At 70.4% G+C, this 14,931-nt stretch carries 14 protein-coding genes; 6 read left to right on the top strand and 8 right to left on the bottom strand.

Annotated elements, in window-relative coordinates:
* Nucleotides 1-33: 33 nt before the first annotated feature.
* Nucleotides 34-738, top strand: a complete 705-nt coding sequence (locus ACWDZ7_RS27750; RefSeq protein ID WP_451800660.1) for an HAD family hydrolase — start codon at nt 34-36, stop codon at nt 736-738.
* 16 nt (nt 739-754) lie between these two features.
* Here the strand turns inward: ACWDZ7_RS27750 and ACWDZ7_RS27745 are convergent, their stop codons facing one another.
* Both ACWDZ7_RS27745 and ACWDZ7_RS27740 read right to left on the bottom strand, forming a co-directional pair.
* The gene (locus tag ACWDZ7_RS27745; protein ID WP_451800658.1) at nt 755-1,663 is read right to left on the bottom strand and encodes a hypothetical protein; all 909 of its coding nucleotides are present in this window, start codon (nt 1,661-1,663) and stop codon (nt 755-757) included.
* Between the two features lie 126 nt (nt 1,664-1,789).
* The gene (locus tag ACWDZ7_RS27740) at nt 1,790-2,557 is read right to left on the bottom strand and encodes an HAD family hydrolase (protein WP_451800656.1); all 768 of its coding nucleotides are present in this window, start codon (nt 2,555-2,557) and stop codon (nt 1,790-1,792) included.
* A gap of 452 nt (nt 2,558-3,009) precedes the next feature.
* Between ACWDZ7_RS27740 and ACWDZ7_RS27735 the strand changes: the two genes are divergently transcribed.
* A complete protein-coding gene (locus ACWDZ7_RS27735; protein WP_451800654.1) occupies nt 3,010-3,885 on the top strand; it encodes a phosphotransferase in 876 nt (291 codons plus the stop codon).
* Between the two features lie 6 nt (nt 3,886-3,891).
* Here the strand turns inward: ACWDZ7_RS27735 and ACWDZ7_RS27730 are convergent, their stop codons facing one another.
* Both ACWDZ7_RS27730 and ACWDZ7_RS27725 read right to left on the bottom strand, forming a co-directional pair.
* Entirely contained in the window at nt 3,892-4,659 is a 768-nt protein-coding gene (locus tag ACWDZ7_RS27730) for an ABC transporter permease (RefSeq protein WP_451800652.1), read from the bottom strand.
* Complete coding sequence (locus ACWDZ7_RS27725) at nt 4,631-5,632, bottom strand: ATP-binding cassette domain-containing protein (protein ID WP_451800651.1); 1,002 nt, start codon at nt 5,630-5,632, stop codon at nt 4,631-4,633. Before ACWDZ7_RS27725 ends, ACWDZ7_RS27730 begins: the two co-directional genes overlap by 29 nt.
* Before the next feature lie 198 nt (nt 5,633-5,830).
* Between ACWDZ7_RS27725 and ACWDZ7_RS27720 the strand changes: the two genes are divergently transcribed.
* Nucleotides 5,831-6,589, top strand: coding sequence for a TetR/AcrR family transcriptional regulator (locus ACWDZ7_RS27720; protein ID WP_451800649.1), 759 nt, complete (start codon nt 5,831-5,833; stop codon nt 6,587-6,589).
* Between the two features lie 70 nt (nt 6,590-6,659).
* On the opposite strand, the gene ACWDZ7_RS27715 is transcribed toward ACWDZ7_RS27720, so the two are convergent.
* Nucleotides 6,660-7,304 (bottom strand): TetR/AcrR family transcriptional regulator, encoded by a 645-nt coding sequence (locus ACWDZ7_RS27715; protein ID WP_451800647.1) that lies wholly within the window; start codon nt 7,302-7,304, stop codon nt 6,660-6,662.
* A gap of 102 nt (nt 7,305-7,406) precedes the next feature.
* On the opposite strand from ACWDZ7_RS27715, the gene ACWDZ7_RS27710 reads away from it, so the two are divergent.
* Complete coding sequence (locus ACWDZ7_RS27710) at nt 7,407-9,494, top strand: HelD family protein (RefSeq protein WP_451800646.1); 2,088 nt, start codon at nt 7,407-7,409, stop codon at nt 9,492-9,494.
* Nucleotides 9,495-9,561: 67 nt separating this feature from the next.
* On the opposite strand, the gene ACWDZ7_RS27705 is transcribed toward ACWDZ7_RS27710, so the two are convergent.
* A complete protein-coding gene (locus ACWDZ7_RS27705) occupies nt 9,562-11,043 on the bottom strand; it encodes a peptidoglycan D,D-transpeptidase FtsI family protein (protein WP_451800644.1) in 1,482 nt (493 codons plus the stop codon).
* A 149-nt stretch (nt 11,044-11,192) separates the two neighbouring features.
* Complete coding sequence (locus tag ACWDZ7_RS27700; protein WP_451800761.1) at nt 11,193-12,113, bottom strand: NAD(P)-dependent oxidoreductase; 921 nt, start codon at nt 12,111-12,113, stop codon at nt 11,193-11,195.
* 210 nt (nt 12,114-12,323) lie between these two features.
* On the opposite strand from ACWDZ7_RS27700, the gene ACWDZ7_RS27695 reads away from it, so the two are divergent.
* Nucleotides 12,324-13,307 (top strand): GlxA family transcriptional regulator, encoded by a 984-nt coding sequence (locus ACWDZ7_RS27695; protein WP_451800759.1) that lies wholly within the window; start codon nt 12,324-12,326, stop codon nt 13,305-13,307.
* Here the strand turns inward: ACWDZ7_RS27695 and ACWDZ7_RS27690 are convergent.
* On the bottom strand, nt 13,276-13,986 hold the full coding sequence (locus ACWDZ7_RS27690; RefSeq protein ID WP_451800642.1) for a peroxiredoxin-like family protein: 711 nt from the start codon (nt 13,984-13,986) through the stop codon (nt 13,276-13,278). The genes ACWDZ7_RS27695 and ACWDZ7_RS27690 overlap by 32 nt on opposite strands.
* Before the next feature lie 191 nt (nt 13,987-14,177).
* Here ACWDZ7_RS27690 and ACWDZ7_RS27685 point away from each other — a divergent pair, with 191 nt between their 5' ends.
* The gene (locus tag ACWDZ7_RS27685) at nt 14,178-14,762 is read left to right on the top strand and encodes a TetR/AcrR family transcriptional regulator (protein ID WP_451800640.1); all 585 of its coding nucleotides are present in this window, start codon (nt 14,178-14,180) and stop codon (nt 14,760-14,762) included.
* Nucleotides 14,763-14,931: the final 169 nt, after the last annotated feature.

The following is a 14,931-nucleotide window of genomic DNA, read 5'->3' as shown; positions in this document are numbered from 1 at the left end:
GCGAGAGCCTCAGCGATCGGAGGAGAGACTCGGATGCTCCGAGATCTGATCGGCCCCGTTCGTTTCGTCCTCTTCGACTTCGACGGCCCCATCTGCCGCCTCTTCGCCGGGCTCTCGGCCGCGGAGGTGGCGAAGGACCAGGTCCGGGGTCTGGAGGGACGGGGCCTGCGCGGACTGCTCACCGCGGAAGAGCGGCAGGAGCCCGACCCGTACGTCGTGCTGCGCGCCGTCGACCGGCGACGCCCCCGGAGCGACCTGGTCGAAGAGCTGGAGGAGCGGCTCACCCAGCAGGAGCTGAACGCCGTGGCGTCCGCCTGGCCCACGGCGTACGTCGACCCGCTGATCCGCACCTGGTCGGCGGTCGGCGCCCGGCTGGCCGTCACCACCAACAACTCCCCGCGCGCCGTCAGCAGCTACCTCGCCTCCCGCGGCCTCCTGGAGTGCTTCGCCCCGCACATCTACGGCCGCACCCAGGACTTGCGGCTGCTCAAGCCCGACCCGCACTGCGTGCTGCGCGCCCTGAGCGTCATGGGCGCCGATCCGAAGATCACCTTGATGATCGGCGATGCCCCCACCGACTACACGGCGGCCCGGCGGGCGGGGGTGGGCTTCCTGGGCTACGCGCGCAACGAACGCAAGGCGGGGCTGCTGCGGGACGCGGGTGCCCGGCATCTGGTCTCGTCCTTGGAGCCGGTACTGAGAGCTGTGTACGCCGCAGGAGCCGCGAAGGCCCCGTAGGGCACTTGTGCCGGATTCAAAGAGACGAGCCGCCTGGGCCGGGCGGTGGCTCCCAGACCGGATGATGAATCACGGGTGCCGCCGGTTTGACCTGGTCCAGGACGTCCCAGAGATTCTGGAACCACTCCATGTGGTAATCGGCGATCTGCCGCGTCGACTCCGTACGGGAGCGGCTGCTCCAGCTCAGGTATCTGGCGTCGCCGTGCCTGATGCCGAACCCTTCCGCGTCCAGGATCTCGTACTCCTGGTTGTTCCTCTCGAAGCTGCCTCTTCTGATCCCGTACGTTCCGTAGACGGCCCTCTCCTCATTGAAGATGTATAGCTTCGACTGGGGGCCGTGAGGTGATTCGCGCACCTCGCACTCGATGATGAGGCTCGGGTTGCTGCGCTGGGCGCGGTCCAGCAGCCTCCGGAGTTCCTCCCAGTACTTGAGTGTGTAGTCGTTGCGCATTCGCTCGCGGTTCACGGTCGAGTCGGCGAATGTGACCGTGTCGCTGCCGTCCCGCGCCGGAGTCAGCGCACCGGGCAGATTCATGGGCGAGTTCAGGTGGGCGACGATGATGCGGAGCGTGATGCGCTTCGGTGCCAGCGAACCGTCGGCGACTTCCATGAGCAGGTCCCTGATGGTTCCGTACAGCGTCTCCATCGTGAAGCCCGCGAAATAGACCCGTACATGCCGCGCTTCGAACGCCTCCTTGGCCGGAGCGCTGAGTTCGCGCAGAGTGCCGAACACATCGACGCCCGACACTTCCCGGTCCGCGCCGCCGCTGATCGCGTCGAAGAGTATGAGGGCGACGACCGCGGCGAACGAGCCGCCGAGGAACTGCTGCCCCCCCAAGGCGTCGCCCAGAGGGGCGATCAGTTGTGCCGCCACACCCAGTGCCGCCACGAGAGCGAGCAGCCATTTGATGAACGCCGACCTCATGTCCGAGAGCCGTGTCCGTAACGCGTCCAGCGCCGACGACCTGCTGTGCCCATCCGGACCGCGTGTGGGCAAACCGACCCCTCCCCAGTAGTGGCGCACCATCATGGCGCAGGCAACACCGGGTAGCTAGCGGGCTGTTGGGGTTGGCAGACCGGCTGCCGCCTCAAGAAGGGGGAGCAGCGAGGCGCAGGCCCAGGCTGCGCCTGCCCGTCGCATCGTGTCGGCTATGCCCTCGCTCCTGGCATATCCGAGAAAGGGCGTCCCTGCGGCGTGGGCTGCTTCGAGGTCGGTGAGCTGGTCCCCTACGAGAAGACAGTCCGCCGCTTTGAGGTCCAGGTGGTGCACGGCGGCCTCCACGCGGTGTGGATCGGGTTTCATGCGGCGCAGCTCGTGCGGATCGCGCCCGAATACGACCTCGAACTCCTTGGCCAGGCCGACGCGTTCGAGGTATGCCCGAACGGGTCCCTCGGCGTTGTTGCTGACGATCGCCAGGCGTTTGCCCAGCCGGGACAGCTCCGCGACCAAGGCCTCGACGTGCTCGTCCGGGACGGCCCCGAGAGCCGCGCGGTATTCGTGGTGCGTCACGATTCCCTCGGCCAGTTCCAGCGTCTCCTGATCCTCGGGGCCCGGCTCGTCCTGCGTGAACACACCGCTTCTGAGGAGATGGAGAAGGCCGTGTGAGTCCTGTGCGGCCTGAACGGCGGCGGACAGCGGCACACCGCGCTTCAGCAGCAGGGCCTTGATCTCCCGGGCGATCGGTGCCGTCTTGTAGTGGTGGAAGAAGCGGGTGACCGGTCCGTCGAAATCGAAGAGCAGCGCGGCGGCCGAGGCCACGAGGCCGGGCAGGACGTCCCGGTCGGGAGAGCCGCCGTCTGAGGGCCTCTGGGAAGTCATCTCAGCAAGTGTGGCCCACGACTCGTTGTTCGGCCAGCCGCCGGTGACAGGGGCCGGACCGTGAGGCGTGTCCTCGTCTTCGTACGGGCGAGCGCGGATTAGCTCGTGGGTGGCGTGATTCCTGTCACTCGAGTGACAACGGGCGTAAGGCTCACCGGCGCAGGAGTAGCCTGCTCCACTCTGTCCTCACAGCGGATCACTCCGAGGCGTCCCAGGCTGAAAGAACAGCAATGTCATCCGAAGCGACTTCTGCGGCCCGGGAGCGTGCCGCTCGGGTGAGTGGCAGTGAGCGGGGTCTCGTCGGACCGCTCAAGGGTTACCACCACGAGACCTATGTATTCCCGCTGCCGGGTGAATCGGAGGGCTTGGGCCAGGTCCGGTGGAAGTGCCGGGAGCCACGCAAGGACCTGCTCTGGTTCGACCGGCGCTGCTTCTGGTCGGAAGAGGAGCTGGTGCGGGCCCTGGCCGGGCACATCACCCGGATTCCGGACGTCATCGATGTCGGCGATTTCGGTCTGCAGAGATTCATCGAGGGACGGACTGTCGGCTCGCGCCACAGGTTCGCCGACCCCATCCCCGAGACGCTGATCGCCCAGATCGTCGAACTCTTCCAGGAGCTTGTCCGGGTCGACGTGGACAAGCTCCTGGTGAAACGCAGGTGCGTCCCGAAGGACCGGCCGCCTGACGGCGACACCACGGCATTCCTGGCCCGGCTGATCTGCTTCACCGAGGAACAGGTCTATCTGCGGAACGAGCATCGGTTCGGGGAACTCTTCCACTCGCTCGGGATCGATCGCAAGTGTTTCGGGAAGCTGCGGGAGAGCGTCTCGGTCCTGACCCCGAGACCGTTCGCGCTGCTCCACGGTGATCTGCACAGAGAGAACTTCATCGTCGATCCCGGTGAGCGGCTATGGGCCATCGACTGGGAGTTGGCCATGGTGGGAGACCCTCTCTATGACCTGGCCACGCACCTCTACTTGATGCGATACCGGCCGGATCAGGAAGAGGAGGTGAAGCGGCGCTGGCGCGACGCCGTCGAGGAAGCGAGGCCGGGAAGTTCCCGAGGATGGGAGCACGACCTTCCTCGTCTCCTCGACTACAAGAGAGCGCAGTCGGTGTTCACCGACGTCATCCGCACCGCACTCACGCTGGATACGAAACCGGCGTTCCTCCGGTGGCCGCTCTTCCGCGCGGGACGGAAGATCGAGGGCGTCCTCACCCACGCCCGGACCGCCTTGGGGCTGGAGGAGGTTCCGAGCCATCACCAGATCACGGAGGCGCTGAGGAACTGGGCGCGAGCGGACCAGGGTCGACCGCGGGACAGTTGAACAGCCCTACCAGCGCGTGCGCCTGGCGAAGAGGGGTCCCGAGAGGACCACCGAAACCCCCAGAATGCCCGCGCACCAGGCAAGCGCCAGCCACGGGGTGTGGCCCACCGGCCGGTCGAGGAGGAGGCCGCGGAGGGATTCGATGACCGGGGTGACCGGCTGGTGGTCGGCGAAGCCGGCGAGCCAGGCGGGCATCGTGTCGGTGGGGACGAAGGCGCTGCTGGGGTAGGGCAGGAAGCTCACGAAGAACGTGAAGCCGCCCGCCGCCTCCGGGGACTCGGCCAGCAGGCCCACCGTCGCCGAGAGCCAGGACAGGGCCAGGATGAAGGCGAGGAGTACGGCGAGCGCGGCCAGTGAGCCCGGCAGGGTCGCCGACGGGCGGAAGCCGATGGCGAAGGCCACGCCGAGGACGAGCGTCGTCGCGATCAGGTTGCGGGCCGTGGAGGCGAGGACGTGGCCCATCAGGATCGGGGTGCCGCCGATGTCCATCGAACGGAACCGGTCGATGATGCCGCCCTTGAGGTCCTCGGTCACGGCGACGGCCGTGTTCGACGAGCCGAAACCGGCGCAGAGGAGCAGCACTCCGGGGACGACGTACGTCACGTACCGCGTGCCCGTGTCGATCGCGCCGCCGAAGAAGTACACGAAGACCAGGAGCAGCATCACCGGCAGGGCGAGGGCCGTGATCAGCGCGTCGGTGTTGCGGCGGCTCAGACGCAGTGAGCGGCCGGTCATGGTGAGGGCGTCAGAGATGGGCGTGGTCAACAGGGACATGCGCATGGGCATGGGCGGGGGCGGGGGCAGGGGCATGGGCGGGGTCCTTCGGCTGGGTCAGGGTCAGGAAGACGTCGTCGAGCGTCGCCGTGTGCAGGGCGAAGCGTTCGATCTCCGTGCGGTGGGGGTCGAGTCCGTCGAGCAGGGCGCGTACGTGAGTGGCGGTGCCGTCCGTGGGGATGCCGAGGGTGAGGGTGCCGGGGGAGTGGTGCGCGGCTCTGTTCGTCAGGCGCAGATACGCCTCCCGCGTGGTGAGCGTGACGTCCAGGCGGTGGCCCGCCACGCGTGACTTGAGCGCGGCGGCCGTGCCGTCGGCGACGACGCGGCCCTCGTGCAGGACCGCGACGCGGTCGGCCAGCCGGTCGGCCTCCTCCAGGTACTGCGTGGTGAGGAAGACCGTCGTGCCGCGCGCCGTCAGTTCGCGGACGACGTCCCACATCTCCTTGCGGCTGCGCGGGTCCAGGCCCGTCGTCGGCTCGTCCAGGAAGATCACCTCGGGGTCCCGGACCAGGCCCGCCGCCAGGTCCACGCGGCGGCGCATGCCTCCTGAGTACGTGGCGACCAGGCGGTCGGCGGCGTCCGCGAGGCCGAAACGGGCGAGGAGTCCGGCGGCGCGGGCCCGGGCCGCCGGGCGGGACAGGCCCGCGAGCCGCGCCATCATGCGGAGGTTCTCCGCGCCGGTCTGCTTCTCGTCGACCGCCGCGAACTGGCCGGTCAGGCTCAGGGACCGGCGCGCCTCGCGGCGGTGCGTGCGGATGTCGTGGCCCACGACGCGCGCGGTCCCCGCGTCTGGCTCGGTGAGCGTGGCGAGGATGCGGACAGTCGTCGTCTTGCCCGCGCCGTTCGGACCGAGCAGGGCGAAGACGGTGCCGCGCGGGACGTGCAGGTCGATGCCGCGCAGGACGGGGACGGGGCCGTAGGACTTGTGCAGGGCTGTGGCCTGGATGGCGGGGGGCGTGGGTGCTCCGGGCATGGGTGCGTGCTCCTCGGATGCGGTGCTGCTCGGTGCGGGCTGCTTGGTGCGGGATGCTCGGGTGCGGGTTGCTCGGGTGCGGGTTGCTCGGGTGCCGCGCTCGTATTGCGTATAGCATACGCGTGACTGTGTAAGGCTTACGCAGAACTACCATGTGCGTCAAGAGCGGGTGAGGGCGAGCGGGAAAAGGGTGGGCGCATGGTGGCCGGCAGTGGTGAGGACACGGGGCTCTCCGCCGGCCTCGAAACGGCCTGGGGATTGCGGGAGCGGCCCTCGAAGGGGCCGAAGCCCGGGCTCACCCTGGAACGCATCGTCGACACGGGCATCCGCGTCGCGGCGGCCGAAGGCATCGACGCGGTCTCCATGGGGCGGGTCGCCAAGGAACTCGGCGTCTCGACCATGTCCCTCTACCGCTACGTCTCCGCCAAGGACGACCTGTACGTCCTCATGCAGGACGCCGCCTCCGGCGCCCCGCCGCGGCGGCCCGCGTCCGCGGCCGGGTGGCGGGCCGGGCTCGAATGGTGGGCGCGGGAGCAGCGCGCGGTCTTCCAGCGGAACTTGTGGCTGCTGCGGATTCCCATCAGTTCACCGCCCGCCACGCCGCATGGCCTGGAGTGGATGGAGCGGGGGCTGGAGGTCCTCGACGGCAGTGGGCTGGAGGAGGGCCGGAAGATCTCCGTGATGATGCTGGTCGGCGGCTACGTCCGCAACGAGGTCTCGCTCATGGCCGACCTCGACGTGGCGATGCGGGCGCAGGGCGTCGCGCCGGACGAGGTCATGCGGCGGTATGCCCGCACGGTCGACGCGTTGACCTCGCTGGATCCCGGGCGGTTTCCGGCGCTGCGGCGGTTGTTGGGGGCGGGGGTGCTTGACGTGGCCGATGAGTCCGACACGGAGTTCGAGTTCGGGCTTGAGCGGGTGTTGGACGGGGTCGCGGTGTTGGTGGAGGGGCGGTGACCCGGTGACCTGGTGTCCCGGTGATCTGGTGACCTGGTGACCTGGGGGAGGCAGGGTCGGGCGTAGCGCGTCACACGCAGCGCGTCAGGCCTGAGCGGAGTTGGCTGAACGCCCTGTTCGCGGAGGTCACCGCGTCCGGCCAGACCTCGTCCGCCGTCTCGCCCGTGGTGATCCGGCGCCAGTTCTCCTCCGCGAGGACGCGCTGCACGGCCACGATCTGGCCGGCGGCGAGGCGGGACTCCAGAGGATTGCCGCCGTGGGCGGTGAGCAGGGCCTCGGACAGGGCCTGTTCGGAACGGTTCTGGTAGCCGTGGATGCCGGCCACCAGGGACGGGGTGCCGTAGAGGAGGCGGTGGAAGGCGAGGACCGCGGGGTTGTCGCAGAGGCCGGTGACCGGGTCGCGGCGTTCGAGGCCGTCCAGGAAGTGGCGTTGCAGCGCGTCCAGCGCGGGGCGCTTGGCGGGGCGGGCGGCGACCACGCGGGCCGCCTCGTCCTCGTGGTCGGCGAAGCGGTGCAGGACCAGGTCCTCTTTGGACGCGAAGTAGCGGAACAGGGTCGGCTTGGACACGTTCGCCGCGGCCGCCACCTCGGCCACCGAGACCTTGTCGAAGCCCTTCTCCAGGAAGAGGGTGATCGCTGTCTCCGAGATCGTGCGGTAGCGCTGTTGCTTCTTGCGGCTGCGCAGTCCCGGCTCGGGGGGCTCTTCTTCGCTCATGTGGTGAGTCTAGGGGGCGGGGGCATTACTCGGTTACGAACGTTACCCGGTTCCGAATATGCCTCGGTATCAAATTTAACTCGGTTACATTATCGTGGCCGTATGGACACGTCACCCCTCGGCCTCGAACGCAGCTACCACGACGCCTGCCGGACCGCCCTCGCCGCGATGGCCGACGGCGCCGAGGAGCGGGTAGTCGCAGGAGCCGACGTCTCCGCGTCCGGTGCCGACGCGGAGGTCCTCGGCTACCAGTTCCGCAGCCACGCCAAGGCCCTCCGCGAGCTGCCCGAAGCGCCCCTCTTCTTCGGCCGCCTCGACTTCGCCGCCGCCGGAACCCACGCGGCGCAGGCCGGGGACCACCGCGGGCAGCGCTATCACATCGGGCGCCTTCGCATCACCGAGCACCCCTCCGCGCCACCCCTCGTCGTCGACTGGCGCGCGCCCGTCTCCCGCGCCTTCTACCAGGCCGGCGCCCGCGACCCGCAGGGCGTCGCCGTCCGCCGCCGGTTCGGGTGGGCGCCAGGCAGCAAGGGGGACTCCTCGGACCTCACCGGCATGGAGGACGAGCACCTGACCGACGGCGGGGCCGAGGAAGGCGCGAGCCGCATCGTCGCCGGGGAGATCGAGCGGCCCCGCGTCGGCCCCATGCGGGACATCGCCGCCACCATCCAGCCCGAGCAGGACGACCTCGTACGCGGTGAACTCGCCGCCTCCCTCTGTGTGCAGGGCGCGCCCGGCACCGGCAAGACCGCCGTGGGCCTGCACCGCGCCGCGTACCTCCTCTACACCCACCCCCAGCGGGTGCGGCGCTCCGGGCTGCTGATCCTCGGGCCCAACCGCACCTTCCTGCGCTACATCGCCGAGGTGCTGCCGTCCCTCGGCGAGACGGGCGTACGGCAGTCCACCGTCCTCGACGAGGTCGGGCGGCATCCGGTGCGCGCCGAGGACAGTGAGGCCGCCGCGCTCGTCAAGCACGACGCCCGGATGGCCGAGGTGCTGCGCCGCGCCCTGTACTCCCGCGTCCGGGCACCCGCCGAGGCGCTCGCGGTGCCGGACGGGTCGTACCGCTGGCGGCTGCCGTTGGAGGAGCTGGAGCGGATCGTCGAGAGCGTGCGGGCCGAGGAGCCGTCGTACGCGGTGGGGCGCGAGCGGGTGCGGAGCCGTGTCGTGCGGGCCGTCCAGGAGCAGGCCGAGCGGCGGTCCGGGCCGCGGAACAACACCTGGGTGCAGAAGATCGGCCGGTCCCGCCCGCTGAGCGCCCTCGTCGACCAGGTCTGGCCCAAGGTCAGGGCGGACGAGGTGCTCGCGGGGCTGCTGGGCGATCCGGACGCGCTCGCCGCCGCCGGTGACGGTGTTCTCGGGGCCGATGAGCAGCGGGACATCCTGTGGACGAGGCCCCCACGCTCGTACAAGTCCGCGAGATCCGCGAAATCCGTGAAGTGGAGCTCCGCCGATCTGGTCCTGATGGACGAGATCGAGGGGCTTCTCGAACGGCCGGCCGGTTATGCGCACATCGTCGTCGACGAGGCGCAGGACCTGTCGCCGATGGAGTGCCGGGCCATCGCGCGCCGCGCGGACTTCGGTTCGCTGACCGTCCTCGGTGACCTCGCGCAGGCCACCACTCCCTGGGCCGCCCGCAGCTGGGCCGAACTGCTGGGCCACCTCGGCAAGCCGGACGCCACGGTGACGCCGCTGACCATCGGGTTCCGCGTGCCGAGGGCGATCGTCGGGCTCGCCAACCGGCTTCTCGCCCACCTCGACGTGGACGTGCCGCCCGCCCGGTCGATGCGCGCGGACGGGGAGTTGCGGGTCCGGAAGGTGCGCGGTGGGAAGTCCGCAGCGGTGGAGTCCACCGAGGTGGAGGCCGCCGTGGTCGAGGTCGTGCGGGGCGCGCTCGGCCGGGAGGGGTCGATCGGCGTCATCGCCGCCGACGCGCACACCGAGCCGCTGCGCGCGGCCCTGCGCACGGCCGGCATCGAGAGCGCGGGCCCCGACGAGCTGGGCGCCCGCGTGACCGTGCTGCCCGCCTCCCTCGCCAAGGGCCTGGAGTACGACCATGTCGTCGCCGTCGAACCGGCCGCGATCGCGGCGGCCGAGCGGCGCGGCCTCCACCGGCTGTACGTCGTACTGACCCGGGCCGTGTCACGGCTCGACGTGGTGCACAGCGGACCCCTGCCCTGGGAGGCGTAGGGCCCCCTGCCCCGGGAGGCGTAGGGCCCCCTGCCCCGGGAGGCGTAGGTGGGGACATGGAACGGGGTCAGCGCTCCAGGACCGCCTCCATGACCGCCTTCGCGATCGGCGCGCCCAGCTTGCCGCCCGCGATCTCCGAGCGGGGGATGTCCATGTTCGACGGGTCGACGAAGACGGCCACCGCGACCGGTGACTCGCCGTCGTCGCCGGGGGTCTTCGCGTAGGAGACGAACCAGGCGTACGGGCGTTCGTCGTTGACGTCCGCGCCGTGCTGGGCCGTGCCCGTCTTGCCGCCGACCGTGACGCCGTCGATCTTCGCCTTGTCGGCCGTGCCGTTCTCGACGGTGTTCTCCATCATGTCCTGCACCGCCTTCGCGGTCTCCTCGGAGACGGCCTGGTTCAGGTCGTCGGGCTCGGCCTTCTCGATCGTCGTCAGGTCGGGGCCCTTCAACTCCTCGACCAGGTAAGGCTTCATGACCTTGCCGTCGTTGGCGAGACCCGCCGTGACCATCGCCATCTGCAACGGGGTGCTGGTCAGGCTGCCCTGGCCCATGCCGGTCAGGGCGGTCTGCGGCTTGTCGAGCTTCTCCGGGTAGCTGCTGGCGACCGCGCGCACCGGGATGAACTGCTCCTCGTTGAAGCCGAACTGCTCGGCCGTCTGCCGCATCTTGTCCTTGCCGACCTTGTGCGCGATGTCGAGGAAGACGTTGTTGCAGGACCACTGCATGCCGGTCTTCATCGAGACCTTGTCGCAGTTGGAGTCGGGCACGTCGTTGCCGATGCGGGTGGAGCTGAGGGGCAGTTTGTACGGGGTCCTCGCGCCGGTCGGCTTGTCGATGTCCGTCACGACACCGTGCTCCAGCGCCGCGGCGGCCGTGAGGATCTTGAAGGTGGAGCCGGGCGGGTACGTCTCGCGCAGGGCGCGGTTGCTCAGCGGCTTGTCCTTGCGTTCGGCGAGGCGCTCGAAGGTGCGCCCCTCCTCCTGGGAGATGCCCGCGAAGACCGAGGGATCGTACGAAGGTGTGCTGGCCAGGGCGAGCACCTTGCCGGTGCGCGGGTCGAGTGCGACGACGGCGCCCTTGGCGTCCAGCGCGACGAGACCTTCGTAGGCGGCCTTCTGCGCCTTCGGGTCGATGGTCGTGACGACGTCGCCGCCCTGCTGCTTCTTGCCGGTCAGCATGTCGAGGGTGCGCTTGATGAAGAGCCGGTCGTCGTTGCCGCTGAGGATGCTGTTGTGGACGCCCTCCAGGAAGGTGCTGCCCTGGGCCTGCGAGAAGTAGCCCGTCACCGGCGCGTACATCGGGCCTTCCTTGAAGACCCGCTTGTACTCGAAGTCGGAGCCCGAGGTCTCCTTCGAGCCGGTGATGGACTTGCCGCCGACGATGATGTCGCCGCGGGGGTGGGAGAAGGCCTCGATCTGCACGCGGCGGTTCTTCTCGTGGTTCGACAGCTTGTCGTTCTGCGCGAACTGCACCCAGGTCGCCCGCAGCAGCAGGGCGAACGTGAGGATTCCGCAGAAGACGGCGATGTGCCGCAGCGGACGGTTCATGGGTGGCTCCCCCCGGATGCCGACGAACGAACGAACGGTTGCCGTCTCCCGTCCATCCTGTCCGTTCCCACCACGGCGCGGGGTGGAATCCCGAGATCCGCGCCGGTCGGTCGGCCGGGCAGCCGGTCGGTCGGGCGGCCGGGCGCGGCCTAGCGGCGCGTCGTCGGGGCGCGCATCACCTCGATGACGCTCGCGTAGCTGTCGGAGCCGTGGCCCGCGGCGGCGGTGCGCTCCATCGTCGTCCTGAGCAGCTCCGGCAGGGAGCTGTCGATGCCGCGTGCCCGCGCGGCGTGGATCAGATGGCCGATGGCGGCGATCTGCACGTCGACCGTGGCGTCGTCCCCCGGATAGCGCGCGGCGTCCACCTGGGACGCGTACGTCGTGACGAAACCGGAGACGGCGCCGGTCAGCCAGCGCAGGGCGATCCGGGTGAAGGCCGTGGCCGACGCCGTCCCGTCCCCATCACTGACGCCGCCCCCGTCCCCGTCCCCGTCCCCGTCCCCGTCCCCGCCGGAGGTCACCAGGGCGGTGCCGTGCAGCCAGCCCGTGAACGTCGCCCACATCAGCCCGAGCAGCGCGGAGTCGTACAGCGAGGCGAGCCCCGGTTCGGCGCCGAGGTAGAGCGGGTCGCCCAGGACGGCGAGGGTGGGGCGGTGGGCCTCGAAGACGGTCTCGGTGCCGCTGTAGAGGAACATCATCTCGGGGTTCCCGACGCCCGGCGGGGTCGTCATGATGCCGCCGTCGAGGTAGCCGGCGCCGTGCGAAGCGGCCCACGCCGCCATCTCCACGGCCTGCTCCGGCGCCCCGGAGGTGAGGTTGACCAGGGACTTCCCGGTCAGCCCGCCCGCCTGCGCCACCGGGTCGAGGACGGTGCGCAGCGCGTCGTAGTCGAGTACGCAGACCAGGACGAGGCCGCTCGCGGCGACGGCGTCCGCCGGGGTCGCCGCCAAGTGCGCGCCACGGTCACCCAGGGGCTTCGCCTTCTGCGGGGTGCGGTTCCAGACGGTGGTGGGGTGGCCCCGGTCCAGGAGGGCGGTGGCGAGTGCGGAACCCATGAGACCCAGGCCGATGACGGTGACGGGGGTGGGGCTGGGGGGGGGTGAGGGTGAGGGTCAGGGTGGGTGCGTGGGTCGTGTTCTGTGCGTTCATGGGGATCACGCTCGCAGGGCCGGGCGGGGCCGGACAGTGACAGTGGTGACGGCGATCACCAAATTCCTGCCAGGTGTCGCCGGGCGCGCCGGCCCTCGTACGCTCGGGGCATGAGCGCTGGTTCCGTCGCGGTGGTCGTGGCCGAGGAGATCGGGATCCCGTCCTGGGATCTGTACGAACTGAGCATCCCCTTCACGGTGTTCGGGAAGCCGCAGCCCGATCTGTCCGACCACTGGTACGACCTGCGGCTGTGCGCCACGGGCGAGCGGGACGCCGACGGCGGGGAGTTCGGCCTCGCGCTGCGTACTCCCTACGGGCTCGAAGGCCTCGCCGGGGCGGAGACCGTCATCGTGACCTCCGTGCCGGACGCGTTCGTCGAGGAGGGCGGGCCGCTGGCGCCGGGCCTGACCGACGCGTTGCGCGCGGCCCATGACGCGGGTGCCCGCATGGTCTCGCTGTGCACCGGCGCCTTCGCGCTCGCCGAGGCGGGCCTCCTTGACGGCCGCAGGGCGACCGCGCACTGGATGCACACCGCCCAGCTGGCCGCCCGCTACCCGAAGGTGACGGTCGACGACTCCGTCCTCTACGTGGACGACGGTGACGTCCTGACCAGCGCGGGCCTGACCGCGGGCGTCGACCTCTGTCTGCATCTGGTGCGCCGCGACCTCGGCGCGCACGTCGCCAACCAGCTGGCGCGGCGCATGGTGGTGCCCGCCCACCGGCCGGGCGGCCAGGCCCAGTTCATCGACCTGTCCGTGCCCGCGACGGACGACGCCGGTCTCGGTCCCGTACTGGAGTGGGCCCGCGCGCACCTGGACCGGCCACTCACCGTCGACGAGCTGGCGCGCCGGGCCGCGATGAGCCCGCGCACCTTCTACCGCCGTCTCCAGGCGGCCACCGGCACGACCCCGCTCCAGTGGCTGCTCAGCCAGCGCCTCGCGCGGGCGCAGAGCCTCCTGGAGTCGACGGACCTGCCGGTGGAGAAGGTGGGCGAGCTGAGCGGCCTCGGCACGGCCAACAATCTGCGGCACCACTTCCTCAAGCAGGTCGGGGTGGCACCGGGGGACTACCGGCGGTCCTTCTTCAGCGGCCGCCACCGCCATCCGGCTGCGTGACCGGCGCGACCCCGCCGTCCCCGGTGACCGGGGTGTCCAGAGCGTCCAGGGCCGTGAGGATGTCGGACGGCTCGGCCCGCACGGTGTAGTCGGTGTCGACGAACGCCCAGCGGATGACGCCCGCGCGGTCGATGACGTAGGTGGCGGGCAGCGGCAGGGTGCGGTGGTGGCCCGCGTTCACGCGGTGCAGCTCGAAGCCCAGACGGTCGTACACGGCACCCAGTTCGTCGGAGAGGTCGAAGGCGATGCCGTACTGCTTGGCGACGCCGGAGCCGATGTCGCTGAGGACGGGGAAGGCGAGCTGTTCCTTCTCGGTGAGGGTGAGGCTCTCGTCGGGGATCTGCGGCGAGAGCGCCACGAGGCGTGCGCCGCGGGCGGCGAAGTCGTCCGCGTGCTGCTGGAGGGCGCGCAGGGCGAGGTTGCAGTAGGGGCACCAGGCGCCGCGGTAGAACGTCAGGACGACGGGGCCGTCGGCCAGCAGGGCGTCCAGGGAGACCTCCTCGCCGGTGGCCGAGGCGAGGGCGAAGCGGGGCGCGGGGTCGCCCGTGCCGAGGGCGTTCTCGGCGAGCCGGGTGGCGAGGAGCTGCGCGGCGCCGCGGTCCATGACCTCCAGTACGTCCGGGGGCAGTCTGCGGTGGCCGTTCACGTACAGGTCGCGGAGGTCGTCCTTGAGGCTCATGCCGGTGGCCTTTCGTGTCCTGGCTGAACTGAACTTGGAACGTTCGTTTCAGGATGCTGGGGGGTTCGTGGAGCGTCAAGGGGTATCTTGGAATTGCCGTTCCAGGAACGAAGATTCAGGGATCCGGGGTGCGGGGTCCGGGTGGCCAGCTCGGAGGCGGTCTCGAAGGACGTGCGGGAGTCGAACAACACATGCCTGACATCAAGCACTTCGACCCGGACGAGGCGCTCGACCGTGTCGTCCGCCTCTTCTGGCAGCACGGCGCCGCCACGACCTCCATCCAGGCGGTGGCGACCGCGACGGGCCTCAACCGTTCCAGCCTGTACGCCACGTTCGGCGGCAAGCAGGAGCTGTATCTGGCCGCCCTGCGCCGCTATCTGCGCGACCACTCCCAGCGCGCGTTCCGGTTCGTCGCCGAGGACGGCCGTGGGCTCGCTTCCGTACGCGCGTTCTTCGCCGGGCTGATCGAGCTGCGCTGCTCGGGTCCGTACGCGGGTTGGGGCTGCATGGTCGTCAACGCCCACGCAGGGGCCGAGCGCACCGACCCCGAGGTGCGGGCCCTGCTGGAGGAGCATCATGAGCAGTTGCGGGACGTGATGCGAGGGGCGCTGGAAGTGGCGCGCGCGGAGGGCGAGTTGGGTGACGGTGCGGATGTGGAGGCCGCCGCCGAGATTCTCGTACTCCTCGCGTACGGAGTGAACCTGCGGTCCCGCGCCGGGGCTGACGCGGCCGTGCTGCGGCGGACGGTGGACGTGGCGCTCGCTTCGCTGGGGTGAGACCCGCCTTGGCGGTCGGCGCGGCCGTCAGCGGACCATCAGGATCCCCGAAGCGCCCTGGCGCAGAGTCATCCCTGTCAACGGCGCCACCACGCCGCCACGCCACCGCAACACCGCGCCACCGCGCCGCCGGCCGGCCGAGGCCGCGAACAGACAGGGAGCCAGACCA

This window comes from Streptomyces sp. NPDC003032 (genome assembly GCF_053591415.1).
This window is presented reverse-complemented; position numbering and strand designations above follow the sequence as displayed.